Source organism: Streptomyces sp. SAI-170, assembly GCF_049739565.1.
GTDB lineage: Bacteria > Actinomycetota > Actinomycetes > Streptomycetales > Streptomycetaceae > Streptomyces.
In genome coordinates, this window is the sequence record NZ_JBMGQD010000001.1 from 5,501,709 (window position 1) to 5,515,999 (window position 14,291).

The 14,291-nt window shown below is 74.0% G+C and carries 10 protein-coding genes; 1 reads left to right on the forward strand and 9 read right to left on the reverse strand.

Annotation, left to right across the window (positions count from 1 at the left end; translation table 11 throughout):
- Positions 1-19: 19 nt before the first annotated feature.
- On the forward strand, positions 20-1,006 hold the full coding sequence (locus tag RKD23_RS24670; protein ID WP_424855648.1) for a methyltransferase domain-containing protein: 987 nt from the start codon (positions 20-22) through the stop codon (positions 1,004-1,006).
- A 6-nt stretch (positions 1,007-1,012) separates the two neighbouring features.
- Here RKD23_RS24670 and RKD23_RS24675 read toward each other — a convergent pair whose 3' ends face one another.
- The 9 genes from RKD23_RS24675 to RKD23_RS24715 form a co-directional block, all read right to left on the reverse strand.
- Complete coding sequence (locus RKD23_RS24675) at positions 1,013-2,479, reverse strand: FHA domain-containing protein (protein ID WP_424855649.1); 1,467 nt, start codon at positions 2,477-2,479, stop codon at positions 1,013-1,015.
- A gap of 69 nt (positions 2,480-2,548) precedes the next feature.
- Entirely contained in the window at positions 2,549-3,895 is a 1,347-nt protein-coding gene (locus RKD23_RS24680) for a vWA domain-containing protein (RefSeq protein WP_424855650.1), read from the reverse strand.
- A gap of 159 nt (positions 3,896-4,054) precedes the next feature.
- Positions 4,055-5,410: a PP2C family serine/threonine-protein phosphatase gene (locus RKD23_RS24685; RefSeq protein WP_424855651.1), complete on the reverse strand. Its 1,356-nt coding sequence runs from the start codon at positions 5,408-5,410 to the stop codon at positions 4,055-4,057.
- On the reverse strand, positions 5,411-7,978 hold the full coding sequence (locus RKD23_RS24690; RefSeq protein WP_424855652.1) for a tetratricopeptide repeat protein: 2,568 nt from the start codon (positions 7,976-7,978) through the stop codon (positions 5,411-5,413).
- 12 nt (positions 7,979-7,990) lie between these two features.
- Positions 7,991-9,283, reverse strand: a complete 1,293-nt coding sequence (locus tag RKD23_RS24695) for a hypothetical protein (RefSeq protein ID WP_424855653.1) — start codon at positions 9,281-9,283, stop codon at positions 7,991-7,993.
- A 71-nt stretch (positions 9,284-9,354) separates the two neighbouring features.
- A complete protein-coding gene (locus RKD23_RS24700) occupies positions 9,355-10,374 on the reverse strand; it encodes a glutamate ABC transporter substrate-binding protein (RefSeq protein WP_424855654.1) in 1,020 nt (339 codons plus the stop codon).
- A gap of 14 nt (positions 10,375-10,388) precedes the next feature.
- Positions 10,389-11,846 (reverse strand): hypothetical protein, encoded by a 1,458-nt coding sequence (locus tag RKD23_RS24705; RefSeq protein ID WP_424855655.1) that lies wholly within the window; start codon positions 11,844-11,846, stop codon positions 10,389-10,391.
- Between the two features lie 217 nt (positions 11,847-12,063).
- Positions 12,064-13,032: an N-acetylglucosamine kinase gene (locus RKD23_RS24710; RefSeq protein WP_424855656.1), complete on the reverse strand. Its 969-nt coding sequence runs from the start codon at positions 13,030-13,032 to the stop codon at positions 12,064-12,066.
- Entirely contained in the window at positions 13,023-14,288 is a 1,266-nt protein-coding gene (locus RKD23_RS24715; protein ID WP_424855657.1) for a 6-phospho-beta-glucosidase, read from the reverse strand. The genes RKD23_RS24710 and RKD23_RS24715 overlap by 10 nt, the downstream gene beginning before the upstream one ends.
- Positions 14,289-14,291: the final 3 nt, after the last annotated feature.

Consider the following 14,291-nt stretch of genomic DNA (forward strand, 5'->3'; position numbering starts at 1 on the left):
TGCGCAGGACAGTGGAGGCATGGGCACTGCCGACGTGAACCTGGAGGATCTCGCCGCCGTCGCGCGGGCGGACCTGGTGCGGGAGATCGACGCGAGCGGGGCGTTCGACGCCGACCCGGTGTGGCGGGAGGTGTTCCGCGCCGTCCCGCGCCATCTGTTCGTGCCGTTCTACTACGTCACCGTCGCCGGCGGATACGAACGCCGCTGGGCCGAGCATCCCGACCCCGCGGCACGCCGGCGCTGGCTGCGCGGCGCGTACGCCGACGAGCCGCTGGCCACCCGGCTGCGCGACGGGGAGCTGCTGTCCTCCAGCAGCCAGCCCTCGCTCATGGCGGAGATGCTCGCCGCGATCGGCGTACGCGACGGCGACCGCGTCCTGGAGATCGGCGCCGGCACCGGCTACAACGCCGCGCTGCTGGCCCACCGCCTCGGCGACGACGCGCTCGTCACCACCGTCGACCTCGACCCGGAGATCACCGAGTCCGCGCGCCGGCACCTCGACGCGGCAGGCCATCAGCCGCTCGTCGTCACCGGGGACGGGGCTCGCGGGGTGCCGGGGCGCGCCCCCTTCGACCGGGTCATCGCCACCTGCGCGCTGCCGAGCATCCCCGGGGCGTGGCTGGAACAGTGCCGGCCCGGCGGCCGTGTGCTGACCCCGCTCGCCACCGGCCTCGTCCTGCTGGAGGTGACCGACGCCACACACGCCGAGGGAGGCTTCCTGAACACCCCCGCGTACTTCGTCCCCCTACGGGGCAGCACCCGGCCCGTCCCCGACCCGGCCTCGCTGGCCGGCGTCCCCAGGCATGCCCGCGAGGACGACCTGTTCCGCTTCCTGCTGGCCCTGACCCTGGGGGCCCTCGACCCGCAGGAGGCGTACGCCCTGTGGGAGAGGGAGGGCCGGCCCGGGAGGCAGCGCTACGGCATCACCGTGTCCGGCGAACACGCCTGGGCGTGGCTGGACGATCCGACGGGGCCGTACGGCTGGCCCCTGCCGAATCGCCCCTGACGGGGCTCAGCCGCGGCGCACCGTGATGGTGGTCCAGGCCCCTACATGCACCCGGTCGCCGTCCTGAAGCGGCACCGGCACGAACGGCTGGATCGGCTCCTCGGAGTTGTTCACGGTCGTACCGTTCGTCGAGTTCTGGTCGACGACGGCCCACCCGCCGTCCGGCTGCTGCACCAGCACCGCATGCTGATGCGAGACACCCGGATCCTCCGGCGGCACCGACAGGTCGATGTCGGGCGTCTCCCCGGTGGAGTGCCGACGCCGGCCGATGGTGAGCTGGTTACCGGTCAGCGTGCGCTGCTGCTCCGGCGAGTACGCGGGCAGGTTCAGCCCCGCGGCCTCGGGCCCGGAGCGCTGCATCATCGCCATGAAGTACTCGCGGTCCGGCCCGATCGTCGCCGTCCAGGTCGCCGGTCGCGGCGGCGCGGGCGGGGCGGCCTGGGCCTGGCCCTGGCCGGGCTGCGGGTAGCCGTAACCGCCGGGCTGCGGGGCGCCGGGGCCGCCCGGGCCGGTGGAGGACGGCGGCGAGAGCAGCCAGTCGTCGTCACCGCCGGTGGGGGCGCCACCGGGGTGCGGCCGGCCGTTCTCCTGAGGGAACGCGGGCGCGGGCGGCGGACCGGGCCGGTGGAAGGCCTGCGGAGCACCGGGGCCCGCACCGGGGGCGCCGGGGCCGCCGGGGCCCGGAGCGCCGGGGAAGGTCGGACCGGAGCCGGGGCCGCCCGGAGCAGCTCCCGGACCGCCGGGGCCGCCGGGACCCGGAGCACCAGGGAACGCGGGACCCGAGCCCGGACCGCCCGGACCCGGAGCACCGGGAAACGTGGGACCCGAGCCAGGACCGCCCGGGGCAGCCCCCGGACCACCGGGACCACCCGGACCGCCCGGACCCGGAGCACCGGGGAACGCGGGACCCGAGCCAGGACCACCAGGCATACCCGGACCGCCGGGCATGCCCGGCGCACCCGGTGTCGGTCCCGGCGGAGGCGGCACCGGTCGCGAGGGGTCGGAGCCGAACGGCGGGCCGGGCGGGATCGGCTCGGCGGGCCGGTTCATCTGGGACGGGCGCGAGCCCTGGTAGTCGAAGGAGTCCGTGCCGCCGTACGACGGCCCCGCGGGCGGCCGCTGGAAGGGCGCGCCCGGACCACCGGCCGGCGGGCGCGGTGCCGCGGGGGTGTACGAGGTGGCCGTGTTGGTGAGGAAGTTCCACCGGCACTCCTCGCAGAACGGCGCACCGCCCTCACGGGGCGTACGGCACTGCGGGCACAGCTCCGGCTCACGGTTCGGGGCCGCGCCCGGGTGCGGGGCGGGCCCGCCGCCGGGGCCGCCCGGTGCGGGAGGCGGCGGCGGGAAGCCGTAGCCGCTGGTCGGCGCGGGCGGCGGGGGCGGCGGGGGAGGTACGGCACCGGCCATGCGGTGACCGCAGACCTCGCACCAGTCGTCGGAACCCGACTGGTGTCCGTTCGGGCAGGTCGGCATGTCGGCGCGTCCCCCTTTCCTTCCGTGTCCTGCAAGGGTCCTACAAGGGCCGTACAGGGTCGTACGGCGTTACTTCTTTACACGAACAGTCTTTGTGGACCGGGTCTCGAGGGTCATTTCATCGGCCTCCGCGACCTTCGCCTTCAGTCGCACAGTACCTGTCGCCGCGTCGACCACGTCCACCACCTTCGCAAGCAGTTTCGCAGTATCGGCATTCCCGGAGGCGCTCGCGAGCTGAACGGCGCGGCCCAGTTTGGCCGTTGCTCCATCGGAATCGCCCGCTTTGCGCGCATCCAGCCCCTGTTGGATGACCTGCGCCAGTTCTGCCTGGCCGGTGTAGTGGGCGACCTGGGGGTTGATCGAGGTGGAGGCGGCCATGTCGTCGGTCCACACGGCCCGTACAAGGCCTTGTGCGCCCAGGTTCTGCACGCTGCCGTCGGGCTGCGGGATCACCAGGGACACCCGCGCGGCCAGCATCTCCTGGCCGATGCCGGCGGACGGCACCTCGACGCACACGTGGTAGTCACGGGACTCGTCTCCCCAGGAACCCGTCGGATAGTCCCCGGCGCGCGGCCCCGCCTCGGAGCGGCGGTCGGTCAACTGCTCGACGGTGGGCGCGACTTGCTTGACGAACTTGATGGTCGTGCCGACCGGCGTCCACAGCCTGAGGGCGACGTCGGCGACCTCCTTGCCCATCGCCGTCTCCATCATCTGCGTGAAGTCGGCGGCGAGCCCCGCCGGGTCGGCGACGATGTCGGCGGTGCCGAGCAGGGCCGAGGCGATCCCTGTGACTTCTTTCACTTCCCAGTCGGTGCCCACGCCGCGTGCGTCACAGGTGAAACGCCCGGCGCAGGCGTCCAGTGCGGCGCGCAGATCCTCGGGTGACTCGTGTTCGTTACGGCCGTCGGTGAGCAGGATGCCGTGCCGGATGGCGACGTCCGCGGAGGACAGCAGACGGTCGGCGAGCCGCAGCCAGGTGCCGATGGCGGTGCCGCCGCCCGCGGAGAGCCGGCGCAGCGCCTGCTTGGCCTGCTCGCGGGTGGTGGCGTCGGCGACCGCGAGGCGCCCGCCGCCCGGGTAGACCTCCTTGGCGACGTGGGTGCCGCCGATCACGGCGAAGTGCGTGCCGTCGCGCAGGGTGTCGATCGCGGCGGCCGTGGCGTCGCGGGCGTTGCGCATCTTGGTCGGCGGGTAGTCCATCGAGCCCGAGCAGTCGACCATGAGGGCCACCGCGGCGGACGGGCCGTGGCCGTGGGTGTAGACGTGGGACGCGGTCACCGCGGTGCCGATGGTGCCGCCGCCGGTCGCGGTGACCGTGACGATCGCGTTGACCTCCCGGCCGTCCTCCGGCAGGTACTCGTTCTGGTACACGTCCACCGAGAACTGCGGCACGTTCGACTTCGAGAAATTGGCCATGCGTGGTGAATCCCCCTCGACGGCCCCACCGCGGCGGGGCCGATGACTGTGGGCGGGCCGGTCCCCTCCGGCCCGCCGCTGCTTCCCCGTTGTGTCTGTGGTGTGTGTCTGTGACGTGCTGTGACGCGTGGTGCGGCGCTTCGCGGGCTCCTTCGAGCCTCAGGCCGATCCTGCCCCCTGGGGCGGCGCGGGGAACGGCACGACGGCCACTGTTACGTTGTCGTGGCCACCGCCGTCCAGGGCGTGGCCGACCAGAACGCGGGCGCTGTGCAGCGGGCGTACGGCCGCGTCCTGCGGGACGGCGTCGGCCATCTCCTCGGCAGCCTCGGCGTAGTTCCACAGGCCGTCGGTGCAGACGATCACCACGCCGGGCCGGTCCGGCTTGAACGACGCGGTGTGCGGCTCCAGTTCGTACGCGTCGGCGCCCAGCCAGCCGGTGATCGCGTGGGCGCGCTCGTCGGCGTACGCCTCGGCCTCGCTCATCAGACCCGCGGCGACCATCTGCGCGGCCCAGGAGTCGTCCTCGGTGAGCCGGGCGGCGGGCGCGGAGCGGTCCAGCGGCACCCAGTAGGCGCGGCTGTCGCCGACCCAGCCGACGACCAGCAGCCCGGCGGTCACCACCGCGCCGACGATGGTGCAGGCCGGGGCGTTCTGGTGCGGGGCGTGCTCACGGGCCGTCTCGGGCTCGTCGGCGAGGGAGTTGACGGCGTGCGAGGCCGCGACGATCGCCTCGTGCATCGCCGTCTGCGGGTGCGTGCCGCGCGGCAGCGCCGCGAGCAGGGACTCGCTCGCCGCCTGCGACGCCGCCAGCGAGGCCTCGTCGGGGCGGGTCGCGGAGGACACGCCGTCGCAGACGACGGCCAGCACGGCCGGGGTGCCGTCGGGCAGCGCGGCCCTGGCCACGGCGAACGCGTCCTCGTTGCGGTGGTGGCGCAGACCGCGGTCGCTGACGGCGGCGACCGGGCCGCACTCCTGCTCCATGTGGTCGCGCTCCCGCGGCTGGGCGTGCCCGCAGTTCTCGCAGTACCCGTCCCCGTCCACCCGGCCCGCCCGGCAGGCCACGCACAGCGTCGGCTCGTCGCCCAGCCCGCCGAGCTCCGCCACCCGCGGGTCGGGGGCCTGCAGCGGGTACTCGTCCGGCTCGGTGGCCGGATGGTCGAAGCGTACGTCCGCGGCGGGCGGGGCGGCCGGAGTGGCCGGAGCGGCGGCGGGCGGCGGCGGGACGGGCGGGGCCACGTGCAGCGGGCCGCCGCCGGAGTCCGTGCCCGCGAGGTCCGCCGGGACGTGCACCGGGGCCGGGGTGTCGGAGGAGTCCGGCTCGGCGGCTCCCGGCCAGGGCGCGGCGGCGGCCGGCGCGGAGCCGTTCATGGCCAGGGTCGGCTGGTCGTCGGGCCGTTGGGGCACGGCGGACAGGTCGTATCCGCACGCACCGCAGAAACGGTCACCCGACTCCAGCGGCTCCGCACAGCTCGGACACCTCGACAACGAGGCCTGCTGGGGCATCTGCGACATCAATTACACCCATGTCCGGGGGCGGTAACGGTTGGCACGTTCCACCAGGTCGATCCTCTCCTCGCCGCCCTGCGCCAGCCGGGCCAGCGTGCGGTACGAGCGTTCCAGGCCGAATCTGAGGCCCCGCTCGTCCAGTCCGCTGCCGAGCAGCGTCCGTCCTCCGGCGGCGGGAGGAACGGAACCCTGGCCACCGGAGAGTATCCAGTCCAGGGCGCAGCCGAGCACTTCCGCCGACAACTGCTCGCGCCGGGTCGGGTCCAGACCGTACGCGTCCAGCGCCTCGACCTGCCGCGCGGCGGCGGTCAGATCCTCCAGGAACGATACGTCGCCGGCGGTCGCCGTCCGCTGCCGCAGCCGGGCCCGGACCGCCGCGACCCGGGCCGCGGTGTAGTGGATGGACGACTCCGGCACCGACTCCAGCGTGGTCACGGCGGCCCGCCGGTCGCCCGTCGCGAGCTGCACCCGGGCCAGCCCGAACGCGGCGCTGACATGGCCGGGGTCGGTCGTCCACACCAGCCGGTAGTACTCGGCGGCGTTGTCCAGCTGGCCCAGCACCTCCGCGCACAGGCCGAGCGCCAGCTTCGGGGCCGTCTCGCCGGGGAAGGCGTCGTAGAGCGCGTCGAACGCGAGCGCCGCGCCCTCCCGGTCGCCGGTGACCAGCGAGGCCACGCCCCGGTACCAGACGACCCGCCAGTCGTCGGGCCGCTCCGCCTCCAGCCCGGTAAGGGCGTTGAGCGCGGCCGCCGCGTCGCCGTTGTCCAGCCAGGCCCGGATCTGCCGCAGCCGCGTCTCGATCGACGGGGCGGGAGCCGCCGCGAGGGCGCCCAGCAGTTCGGTCGGCGCGGTCGCCAACAGGCCCGCCAGGAAACCGGCGTTGGGGTCCGACGGGTCGACCCGCGGCACGGGCAGCGCGAGGGCGGCGGCCGGGGCGTTGACGGCCTTGACGAGCCCGGCCCCTCCGGCGCCCAGCGCACTCGCGCCTCCGGCGCCCGACACCTGTGCGCCTCCACCAGGCTGAGGCCCCCCGACCGCCCCGGCACCTCCGGTGCCGGCAGCCCGCCGGCCCGAACGCACCTCGCGCGTCCCCAGCCGCGACACCTCCCCCTCCAGCCGCGGCACCAACTCCGTGTCGGTCACCCGCAGTTCGGGCCCGAACAGCGTCGACAGCGCCGGACGCGCCCGACCCGTCTGGAGGGAGACCACCTCGCGCAGGACACCGGTGAGCTGCTCGCTCATCTCCTGCGCGGAGGCGAACCGGCGCGCCGGGTCGGGGTCCGTGGCGCGGACCAGGAGCCGGTAGAAGGACTCGTAGCGGCGGAAGACCTCGATGGTGTCCGGGTCGGGCAGCGAGTCGGCGTAGACGCGGGTGTAGCCCTGGAAGTCGAAGGTGAGGACGGCGAGCGTGCGGCCCACCGTGTACAGGTCGCTGGCCACCGACGGGCCGACGTCGGCGACCTCGGGCGCCTGGTAGCCGACCGTGCCGTAGATCGCGGACTCGTCGTCGTCCATGCGGCGCACCGCGCCCATGTCGATCAGCTTGAGCTGGTCCTCGGTCTGGATGGCGTTGTCGACCTTGAAGTCGCAGTAGAGGAGGTTGCGGCTGTGCAGGTGGCCGAGCGCCTCCAGGGCCTCGATGCCGTACGCGCAGGCCTGCTCCACCGGCAGCGGGTCGCGGTGGCCGTCGGGCGTACGGCGGGCGTTGGCGATCTCCTTGAGGGACTTGCCGCCGACGTACTCCATGACGATGTAGCCGTCGAGGGAGCCGGTGCGCTGGTCGAGGTGCTCGACGAAGTTGTAGATCCGCACGATGTTGGCGTGCTCGATCTCCGCGAGGAAGCGCCGCTCGGAGATCGCGGCGGCCATCGCGTCCTGGTCGCCGGTGTCCAGCAGGCCCTTGAGGACCACCCAGCGGTCGGAGACCGCCCGGTCGACGGCGAGGTAGACCCAGCCGAGGCCGCCGTGCGCGAGACAGCCCGCGACCTCGTACTGGCCGTGCACCACGTCACCGGACTTCAGCTTCGGCACGAAGGAGTACGGGTGGCCGCACTTGGTGCAGAAGCCCTCCGTGCGTCCGGGCCGGTCGCCGCGGGCCCGGCCCACCGGGGCCCCGCAGGAGGACTGCGAGCAGAACCGCTTGCGCTCGGGCACCTCCGGGTTCTCCAGCACCATCGCGCGCGGGTCGGGCCGCGGCACCTGCGGCACCTGCACCAGGCCCGCGCCCAGCCGGCCGCGGCCGGAGCTGCCGGAGGCGGAGCCGGAGCTGCGCACCGACACCGAACGGCTGGTGGCGGCGCCCGACAGCGAGCGCGAGAGCCGTCCCGACACCGAGCGGCGCGACTTCGACGACTGCGACGACGTACGGGAGCTGGCGCGTGAGCCGGAGCGGGAACTTCCGCTGCTCGACGAGCTGTTGCCGCCGCCGGTGATGCCGGTCGGCGCCGAACCGACGAGGCCGGACGCCGACACCACCGGCGCGAGACCGCAGGTGTCGCAGTACAGCTCGCCGCCGCCGACGTCCTCGTACGCGCCGCCGCAGCCCGGCCGCTGACAGGTCTGCTGTGCCTGACTCATGACCAACTCCCCCTAGCCTCTGCGGTCCTCGGGCCCGCCCTGCTCGGGCACGCGGGTGCCGCCGCCCAGCAGTTCGGCGGCCGCGTGCTGGTAGCGCAGCACGGCCTGTTCGGCTACGCGCAGGTCGCACGGCGCGCTCCACAGCATGCGCCGCGCGGCGTCGTACCGCTCGACCAGCAGCGGGTCCTCCGCCAGGCCGTGCCGGGCGACCTTCGCCTTGTACGCGTCGAGCCGGCCGCGCAGTTCGGCCCGTACCGCCAGTGGTGCGGTGACGGCCGTCAACGACTCGCGGGCGCGCAGCAGTTCGTCCTCCGCCTTCACCTCGAGGGACTCCAGGAGCGGTGACAGACGGTGCCACTGGGCCGTCCTGCGGAACTCGGCGGCCGTGGCCAGTTGCTCCTGGAGCACGGTCGGCGGCCCGCTGACCACCGGCACCTCGGTGGCGGCGATCTTCGCGAGGACCTCGCCGCGCGCGGTGCGCGCCTCGGCCAGTGTGCGGTCCGCGCGCGAGAGGACGTCCCGCAGCCGGATCAGCCGCTGCTCGGCGTCCTGGCGCACGGTGAGCACGGCGTCGATCTCCCGGCGCACCTCCTCCAGGGCGCGCGCCTCACGGTCGTACACCGTGGTGTCCGGACGGCCGCCGCCGGGCGCCGAACTGCCCTCGGCCGGCACCCAGTGGGCCAGCGGGTCGGACACCACCTCCTCACGCAACTGCGCGAGCGTGCGCGTGATGCGCTCCAGGTCGTCGCCCGCCGGGTGTTCCCCGGGGCGTACGCCGACCGAGTGCGCGAGCTGCCGGGTGCGCTGGAGCTCCGCGGCGAGGAGATCTATCCGGGCGGGCAGCGCCGACCACACCGCGTCCGCGGCGACGACCATGTCCAGCGAGGCGGCGTACAGCTCGTTCATCCGGTCGACAAGACCGGCCAGCGAGAAGCTCTCGCTGAGCCGGCCCGAACCCGAGCCCGAGCCGGGGACGGTGACGGACGTGCCGTGCAGCAGCTCGGTCAGCTCCACCAGGTCCTCACGGCTGGACCAGCGGCGCCGGGCGCGGATCTCCCGCGCCGAGCGCAGCGCGGCCGTGTAGGCGTCGAAGTACGACCACAGCAGGGTGATGGACGCCTCGGTGGTGTCCCACCGCTCCTTGGTGACGCCGGTGAGCTGCGCGCCCTCGAGGAGTCTGCGGCCCGCGTGGTCCTGCAGGGCGAGGAGCGAGGTCTCGATCGCCTCGTGCTCCGCGCCGAGCCGCGCCAGCGCACGGTCCACCTCGTCCCGGTCCATCACCGGCCCGGTGGGTCCCGCGCCCATCGATCACCTCTCGTCGCTTCGTGTCGCGTGGTCCGTCCGTCCGTCCCGTACGTCCGGCCGCGCGGTGTCGCCTACTGGTACGTCGGTACGGGCGCGGTCGCCGACTCGGAGTCCGCGCCCAGCGTGGGCCGCAGCCAGTGGTCGTAGGAGGCCCGCCAGCCGTCCGGGTCGGTGCGGTACTGCTCCAGTATCCGGTTGACCCGGCGGACCAGATCGGTCGCCTTCTGGTTCATCGCCACGCCGTAGTACTCGGTCGTGAACCGCTCGCCCTTGAGTTCCACCGTCGGGTCCTGCGCGGCCTGGCTGGCGGCGAGCGCGCTGTCGGTCACCACCGCGTCCACCTGGCCGAGTTGGAGCCGCACCAGGCAGTCGAGCTGGTTGGGGACGGTGGTGGAGATGTCCGCCGAGGCGTCCAGCTTCCCCGCCTTCTTGTCCTCGTCCAGCTTGTCGTACGCCGTCGAACCGGCGGCCGAGCAGATCTGCTTGCCCGCGAGGCTGCCGTCGTAGCCCTCGATGTCGGAGCTGACCGGGGCGAGGACCTGCTGGCCGGTGAGGAAGTACGGCGCGGAGAACGCGACCTGCTCCAGGCGGGCGCAGGTGATGGTCATGGTGCGCACCACCATGTCGACGCGGCCGCTCTGGATCGCCGGGACGCGCTGGTTGGTGGGGATCGCCTTGAAGCGGATCTTGTCGGGAGAGCCGAGCAGATCGGTGGCTATGCGGCGGGCGAGGTCGATGTCGAAGCCCTCCAACTGCACGTCCTCGTCCGTGCTGTTGGGGTTGCGGTAGCCCCAGCGGTAGCTGTTCTGGTCGACGCCGACCGAGAGATAGCCGCGCTTCTTGATCGCGGCCACGGAGGCGCCTTCGGCGGAGGACGGGGCGAGGCTCTGGTTCTGAGGGGCCTCGCAGTCGTCGGCCCTGACCTGGGTGCCGTCGGCGAGGCCGGGGCCGCCGACGCCGGTGCTGCCGTCGCCGTGCGGCTGGGTGAGCGGCAGCAGCAGCGCGAACACCGCCGCGACGGCGCACACGACCGCCATCGCACCCACGCCGCCCCAGCCCCTCAGGCCGGCGCGCAACTGTCGTGCCCGCATCGTCACGCCCCCTCTCACCGGTACTCCGACAGCCTGCGGCCGATGCCGATCAGGGCGCCGGCCGCGCCCAGCACCGCGAGGACGGCTGCGCCGACCGTCAGGCCGGTCATGGCGTCCCGGCCGCCGTCCGCGGCCTGCTCGAACTGGCTCAGCTCGTGCTTGAGGGCCACGTCCAGATTGCGGTCCACGGCGTCGAAGCACTCGCCGGTCGGCTTGTCGGCCGCCTCACCGATGACCTTGTCGCGTGCGGTCTGGTAGTCGCCCGCGTCGTCGGCGTCCCGGGCGTCCTGGTGCCGGGACTGCCACTCCTTCATGTTGCCGCCCGCCGCCTTCACCGGCTCGGTGCCTGCGGAGTCGTCGGCGAGGCCCTCGGCCGCGGTGAGCCCGGCGGCGAGGTCCTTCATCGAGTCCTTGAAGGCGACGTCGAACTTGTCCTGGAACTCGCCCGGCTTCACCTCGACCGTCTCCGCGCCGCGGTTGACCAGTGTCAGGTTCTCGTTGCCGCGGGCCTTCAGGGAGGCGATCCGGGCGTCGTTGAGGACGTTCAGCGAGCGCACGCCGTGGTCGTAGGAGTCGTTGAGCCCCGCCCGGGCCACGGTGTGCCCGACCACCACCCACAGCAGCACCACCGCGGTGGCGGCCGTGCCGGCGACCAGGCCGTGGTTCAGGACCCGGTTGGTGCGCCGGTAGTTGCGGTGCTGCGCCCAGCCGAGCGCGCCGAGCGCGAGCACGCCGGCGCCTATCGCGAGCCACGGGTAGGGCGTGGCGTCCGCGTAGTCGGCGCGCAGCCGTTCGTTCTGCGAGACGTACAGCTTCTCCGCCGCCGGGAGCATCTCGGTCTGCATCTTGTCGTTCGCGTAGCGCAGATACGCGCCGCCCAGCGGGTAGCCGAGCCGGTTGTTGGCGCGGGCGCGCTCGATCAGGCCCTTGTACTCGGGCAGCAGCCGGTTCAGTTCGGCGATGGTGGCGGACGCGGGGGAGTCCGGCTCGGAGTTCTCCGCGGCCTCGACCAGGCCCGCGGCGGCGCTGCGGATGTCCTTCTCGTAGCGGTCGCGGGACGCCTCGGTCTCCTGGCCGCCGGCCAGGAAGCCGCTGGAGGCGGCGGTGTTGGCGTCGGCGAGCGAGCGGTAGATGTCGGCCGCGGCGGAGCTGAGCGGCTGGCTCTCGTGCAGCACCGCGTCGGCGGCGGACGCGCGGTCGGAGGTCTGCCAGGCGGTGACGGCGCCGAACGCGACGACCAGGGCGGCCAGGACCGCGCCGATGATGCGCAGCCGGCCCGGCTCGGTCGTCGCGGCCGCGCGCAGCCGGTCCACGCCCTCGGCGAAGGCGGTCCTGCGCGGGGCGGCCGCGGTGTCCGGGCTGACGGGCACACCGGAGCGGCCACCGGGCCCCGGCTGGGCGGGCACGCCGGGCGCGCCGACCTGCGTCGGCGGCACCGGTGGCGCCGCGCTGCTCTTCGGCGGGTGTGTCACTGCTGACCTCCCCCATGGTCATCCGTCGCCGCAAGTATCGCTGTCGGCACCGACATTCGCACCGGCCGTGTCTGGATCTTGATCGGATCGCAGTGCGGCAGCCGTCTCCGACAGTGCGCCCTGCCCATGAATACGCCCCGCGAACCGGTTCGGTTCCCTCCTGTCCCGGTGGGAGGAGGGCGCCGTGTGCGGTGTGCGCGGGGCGTACTCGGGGCGCTCAGGCGAAGTGGGCGCGCGCCCTCTCCTGGGCGGTGGTCCCCGCCCCGACGTGGTCCAGGCCCAGGAGGGCTGCGCCCATGACCGGGCGGGCGGTGACGACGTGTGGGACGGCCTTGGGGGCGCGGGCGGCGAGGCGGGTGTGGATGCCGTCGTCGAGGAGGGCGTGCCGGGCGGCGAGGATGCTGCCGCCGAGGACGACGGGTGTCTCCTCGGCCAGCAGGTCCAGCCGGGTCAGGGCGACCGTGGCCATGGCGACGACCTCGTCGGCGAGCCGGTCCACCAGCGAGCGGGCGACCGGGTCGCCGTCGGCGGCCGTGGCGAACAGCACCGGCGTCAGCTCATGGCGCCGGGCCTGAGGGATGTGCTCCAGATACAGCGCCTCGATGAGCGCGTACATGGAGGCCAGGCCGAAGTGCGCGGGCAGCGTGCGCGCGAGGGCCGTCGGGCCGCCGCGCCCGTCCTCCGCGCGCGCGGCGTGGAACAGGGCCTCCTCGGCCATCCCCCAGCCGCCGCCCCAGTCGCCGGAGATCCGCCCGACCGCGGGGAAGCGGGCCGTACGGCCGTCGGGGCGCATGCCGACACAGTTGATGCCGGCCCCGCACACCACCGCCACCCCGCGCGGCTCGGCGACCCCGGCGCGCAGGATCGCGAACGTGTCGTTGCGGACATCCACGGACGTCCCCCACCCGCGCGCGTGCAGCGCCACCGCCAACTGCTCCTCCTCCACGGGGAAGTCGGCGTTGGCCAGGCATGCCGACACATGGTCGACGCCGGCCACCCCCGCCTGCGCGAAGGCCCGCCCCACCGTCTCGGCGACACTGTCCACGGCCTCCGCCACGCCCACCGCGGGCGGCCGGAAACCGCCGCCGCGCGCGGTGGCCAGCACCTCGCCGTCCGAGGTCACGACCGCGACGTCGGTCTTGCTGTTGCCCGCGTCGACGGCGAGCACGGCCGCTCTCACGCCCACGCGAGGTGCTCCCGGTTGTGTGCGATCAGCCGGTCGGTCAGCGCCTCGGCGTACTCGTACTGCCCCACCAGCGGATGGGCCAGCAGCGCCCGGAACACCCGCTCGCGTCCGCCGTGCAGGGCGGCCTGGAGCGCCAGGTCCTCGTACGCCGTCACGTTCGCCATCAGTCCCGCGTACAGCGGGTCCACCGAGGCGACCGGCAGCGGGGCCGGTCCCTGCGCGGCCACGGCCGCCTGGACCTCGATCACGGCGTCGTCCGGGAGGAACGGCAGCGTGCCCCGGTTCAGCGTGTTCACCACCTGGTACGGGCTGCCGCCGCCGCCCAGCAGCGCGGCCGCCAGGTCGACGGCCGCCTCCGAGTAGAAGGCCCCGCCCCGCCTGCCGAGCAGTTCCGGCTTCTCGTCCAGCGCCGGATCGCCGTACATCTGAAGCAACTGCCGTTCCATGGCCGCTACTTCCGCCGCCCTCGACGGCCGCGTGCGCAGTTCCCGTACGACCTCGTCGTGCGCGTAGTAGTAGCGCAGGTAGTACGACGGGACCACGCCGAGCCGGTCGAGCAGGGGACGCGGCAGGTGCAGGTCGGCGGCGATGGCTTCGCCGTGGTCGGCGAGCAGCTTGGGCAGGACGTCCTCGCCCTCGGGACCGCCGAGGCGGACGCCGGTCTCCCAGGTGAGGTGGTTGAGGCCGATGTGGTCCAAGTGCACCTGCGAGGGCTCGGTGTCCAGCAGCGCGGCGAACTTGCGCTGCAGCCCGATCGCCACGTTGCACAGCCCGACCGCCTTGTGGCCGGCCTGGAGCAGGGCTCGGGTGACGATGCCGACCGGGTTGGTGAAGTCGATGATCCAGGCGCCGGGGTTGGTGCGGCGGACCCGCTCGGCGATGTCCAGCACCACCGGCACGGTCCGCAGGGCCTTCGCCAGGCCGCCCGCGCCGGTGGTCTCCTGGCCGACGCAGCCGCACTCCAGCGGCCACGTCTCGTCCTGCTCACGGGCCGCCTGTCCGCCGACGCGCAGCTGGAGCAGCACGGCGTCCGCGCCGGCCACGCCCGCGTCCAGGTCGGAGGTCGTCACGATCCGGCCGGGGTGCCCCTGCCGGGCGAAGATCCGCCGGGCCAGGCCCCCGACCAGCTCCAGGCGCTCGGCCGCCGGGTCGACCAGCACCAGCTCCTCGACCGGCAGGGTGTCGCGCAGGCGGGCGAAGCCGTCGATCAGTTCGGGCGTGTAGGTCGAACCGCCGCCGACCACGGTGAGTTTCACGTG

Excerpts from the sequence above, each read along its gene's own strand:
- RKD23_RS24670 (WP_424855648.1), top strand. The coding sequence starts at position 20 with ATGGGCACTGCCGACGTGAACCTGGAGGATCTCGCCGCCGTCGCGCGG.
- RKD23_RS24675 (WP_424855649.1), bottom strand. The coding sequence starts at position 2,479 with ATGCCGACCTGCCCGAACGGACACCAGTCGGGTTCCGACGACTGGTGC.
- RKD23_RS24680 (WP_424855650.1), bottom strand. The coding sequence starts at position 3,895 with ATGGCCAATTTCTCGAAGTCGAACGTGCCGCAGTTCTCGGTGGACGTG.
- RKD23_RS24690 (WP_424855652.1), bottom strand. The coding sequence starts at position 7,978 with ATGAGTCAGGCACAGCAGACCTGTCAGCGGCCGGGCTGCGGCGGCGCG.
- RKD23_RS24695 (WP_424855653.1), bottom strand. The coding sequence starts at position 9,283 with ATGGGCGCGGGACCCACCGGGCCGGTGATGGACCGGGACGAGGTGGAC.
- RKD23_RS24700 (WP_424855654.1), bottom strand. The coding sequence starts at position 10,374 with ATGCGGGCACGACAGTTGCGCGCCGGCCTGAGGGGCTGGGGCGGCGTG.